General features: G+C 70.4%; 5 protein-coding genes. All 5 read right to left on the reverse strand.

Annotation, left to right across the window (positions count from 1 at the left end):
• The coding region (trpA, locus tag ACLN58_RS19630; RefSeq protein ID WP_415856919.1) for a tryptophan synthase subunit alpha at window positions 1-602 on the reverse strand (602 nt) is incomplete at its 3' end.
• Window positions 599-1,942, reverse strand: coding sequence for a tryptophan synthase subunit beta (gene trpB, locus ACLN58_RS19635; protein WP_415856923.1), 1,344 nt, complete (start codon window positions 1,940-1,942; stop codon window positions 599-601). The genes trpB and trpA, both read right to left, overlap by 4 nt.
• Before the next feature lie 119 nt (window positions 1,943-2,061).
• Complete coding sequence (gene trpC, locus ACLN58_RS19640) at window positions 2,062-2,892, reverse strand: indole-3-glycerol phosphate synthase TrpC (RefSeq protein WP_415856920.1); 831 nt, start codon at window positions 2,890-2,892, stop codon at window positions 2,062-2,064.
• A complete protein-coding gene (locus ACLN58_RS19645) occupies window positions 2,892-3,155 on the reverse strand; it encodes an HGxxPAAW family protein (protein ID WP_415856921.1) in 264 nt (87 codons plus the stop codon). Before ACLN58_RS19645 ends, trpC begins: the two co-directional genes overlap by 1 nt.
• Before the next feature lie 103 nt (window positions 3,156-3,258).
• On the reverse strand, window positions 3,259-3,598 hold a 340-nt coding region (locus tag ACLN58_RS19650), incomplete at its 5' end, for a Trp biosynthesis-associated membrane protein (RefSeq protein WP_415856922.1).

Here is a 3,598-nt window from a genome sequence, read left to right on the forward strand (position 1 = left end):
GCGCCGGTCACGCCCATGAGCGAGACCGCGTACGTGAAGCCGCGCGTCGCGCCGACCGTCATGGCCATACGCTCCGGGGTCGTGGACGGGGCCACGAGGAACACCCGGTCGAGGCCGTAGCGGTCCGAGGCCTCGAACCACTCCGACGCCTCGTCGGGGATGAGATCCGGCGTGATGAGCCCCGCTCCCCCGGCCCTCGCAAGGCGCCGGGAGAACTCGTCGACGCCCATGCGCATCACCGGGTTCCAGTAGGTCATGACGAGCACCGCGGCGTCCGTCGCGTCCGTGACCGCCTTGACGACGTCGAACACGCTCGCCACCCGGAAACCGTTCGCGAGCGCCTCGGTCGTGGCGGCCTGAATGACGCTGCCGTCCATGACGGGATCGGAGTACGGGATGCCGATCTCGATGATGTCAGCGCCGTTCCGGGCCAGTTCGATCGCGGCGTCGATGCTCTCCTGGACGCTGGGGAAGCCAGCCGGGAGGTAGCCCACGAGGGCTGCGCGGCCCTGAGCCCTCGCCCGGTCGATCGCGGCGGCCGTCTTGCTCACGGGCGCCTGCCCCTCAGCCGAGCCGCCTGCGGCCTGCTCCGTCTCGCTCATGCGTTCTCCTCCCCCGCGTCGCCGTCGGGAGCGAAGCCCTTCGGTCGCCTCGTGGACAGCGTGGTGCCCCTGACCTGGCCGTTCTCGTCGAGCATGCCGAACCATTCGGCGGCTGTCTGGACGTCCTTGTCGCCGCGGCCCGAGAGGTTGACGATGATGACCTTCTGGGACGCGTCACCCTCCTCGGCGAAGCGCTTCCCGACCTTGATGGCGCCGGCAAGAGCGTGCGAGGACTCGATCGCCGGGATGATCCCCTCCGTGCGGCACAGCACGCTGAACGCGTTCATGGCCTCGGTGTCCGTGATCGGCTCGTACGTCACGCGGCCGATGTCGTGCAGGTACGAGTGCTCGGGCCCGACGCCCGGGTAGTCGAGACCCGCCGAGATCGAGTGAGACTCGATGGTCTGGCCGTCCTCGTCCTGCATGAGGTACGAACGTGCGCCGTGGAGCACGCCGGGCCTGCCGAGCGTGATCGTCGCGGCGTGGCGGCCTGTCTCTACCCCGCTGCCGCCAGCCTCGAAGCCGAAGAGCTGCACATCCGGGTCGTCGAGGAAGCCGTGGAAGATCCCGATCGCGTTCGAACCACCGCCGATGCACGCGCACACGGCGTCGGGCAGCCGCCCGGTCTGATCGAGGATCTGCTCGCGGGCCTCGTCCCCGATGACCTCGTGGAAGAACCGGACCATGGACGGGAACGGATGCGCGCCGGCCGCGGTGCCGAGCAGATAGTGGGTGGTCTGGACGTTCGCGACCCAGTCCCGGAGCGCGTCGTTGATCGCGTCCTTGAGCGTCTGGGAACCGTTCGTCACGGGCACGACGGTCGCGCCGAGGAGCTGCATCCGGGCCACGTTGAGCGCCTGGCGGCGGCAGTCCTCGGCGCCCATGTACACGACGCACTCGAGGCCGAGGAACGCTGCGGCGGTCGCGCTCGCGACGCCGTGCTGGCCCGCGCCCGTCTCCGCGATGATGCGGCTCTTGCCCATGCGCTTCGCGAGCAGGGCCTGCCCGAGCACGTTGTTGATCTTGTGCGAGCCCGTGTGGTTGAGATCCTCGCGCTTGAGGAAAACGCGGACGCCGCCGGCGTGCTGCGAGAAGCGCTTCGCCTCCGTGAGGAGCGACGGGCGGCCCGAGTAGTTCCGGTTGAGCTCCGCGATCTCGGCGACGAACTCGGGGTCCTGCTTGGCCTTCTCGAACGTCTCCTCGAGCTCGTCGAGGGCCGCGATGAGGGACTCGGGCATCCAGCGGCCGCCGTAGGCGCCGAAGTACGGGCCCGGAGCATGGCGGAGGCTCCCCGAGAGGAAGGCGTCCGCGGGCTGGGTGCCCGGATCGTTCGTGTCCACGGCAGGCGGGGTGGTGCCGGCCGCGGCTGCGTCTGGAGCGTTCTCAGCCACCAGTCTCACCGTCCTTGTTGATGTGTGCTGGCGCGGCTTGCCCGGCGTCCGGGCCGAGCTCAGCCGGTCTAGTGTGCACCGAGGCGCTGGGCGATGGCCGCCGCGCCACTGCGCTGGAATTCTTCAATCCGTTCGCGCGGCGAGCCGTGCGTCACGAGCGCCTCCCCCACGAGGACGGCGTTCGCCCCGAGGCTCGCGTACTCCGCGACGTCTTCCGGGCCGCGCACGCCCGACTCGGCGACTACCACGGGACCGGCCGAAATGCGGCCGGCGAGCCGACCGAACAGGCCGCGGTCGACGTCGAGCGTCTTGAGATTGCGGACGTTGACGCCGAGGATGCGAGCCCCCGCGGCGAGCCCGCGGTCGATCTCCTCCTCGGTGTGCGTCTCGATGAGGGCGTTCATGCCCAGCTCGTGTGTGAGGTCCAGGAAGTCCTTGAGCTCGGCGTCGTCGAGCGCGGCGACGATGAGCAGGACGAGGTCCGCGCCGTGGGCCCGGGCCTCGTGGATCTGGTACTCGTCGACCGTGAAGTCCTTGCGCAGGAGCGGGATCTCCACGGCGGCGCGGACCGCGTCGAAGTCCGCGAGGCTCCCGTTGAAGCGGCGCTGCTCGGTGAGCACGCTGATCACTGAGGCGCCGCCGTCGGCATACTGCCGCGCGAGGTCCGCGGGATCCGCGATGTCCGCGAGCTGGCCCTTCGAGGGACTGCGTCGCTTGACCTCGGCGATGACCTTGAGCCCGCTGCGCGGATCCTCGGTGCCGCCCAGGGCGGTGAAGGCATCGAGTGCCGCGCTGCGTGCCGCGGCGGCCTCGCGCACCGCACTGAGCGGCAGCGCGCGCCGGCGCTCCTCGAGGTCCTCGCGGACCCCCACGATGATCTCGTCGAGGACCGTCGGCATCAGTGCGTGTTCTTGAGCTTGCTGCCGCCCACACCGTAGCCCGCGCGGCGCATGGCCCAGCCGACCACGAGGCCGATGACGACGATCACCACGCCGGCCCAGAAGATCGGCGCGTTGGCGATGACGAAGGCGATGCACGAGACGAGGGCGCCGAGGAGCATGACGAACACGCACGTCCAGGCTGCCGGGCTGTTCCCGTGGCCGAGGTCCTCGCCATGCAGGACTTCCTTCGTGCTGCTCTGGGAACCGCTCGCGTTGCTCATTTCCTTCTCCTGTTTCACTTCGCATCAGCTCAGACTGGTCTAATGGCCATTCTGCCATCTTCGGCGGGCCTACCGGCCCGTGCGGCGTTCTGGGTCGCGCCCGTCAGCGCGTGGGATCGTCCCCGCGGGTGAGCTGGTCCCAGCCGTCAATCTGGTCGACGGGGGCCGCCGACTCCGAGTCGGCACCGGAGCCTGCCGAGCCTGCGCCGCCACGGCCGGAGGCGCGGGACGCGGCGTCGTACTTCGTCCGGGTGGGCCAACGGCGGGAGGCGACGAGGGCGAGCACGCCGCACAGCGCGAGCAGCACGCCTGCCGCGGCAGCCGCGATGGGGAACCATGTGAGGGCGGTCGTCGCGGCACCGCCGGAGACTCCGGTCGCCTTGGCGATCGAGCTGTCGGCGGCCGCGCGCGGGTCGGCTAGGACGGCGATGCACGCTGAGGCG

It is taken from the genome of Sinomonas sp. G460-2, assembly GCF_047759905.1.
Classification (GTDB): Bacteria; Actinomycetota; Actinomycetes; order Actinomycetales; family Micrococcaceae; genus Sinomonas.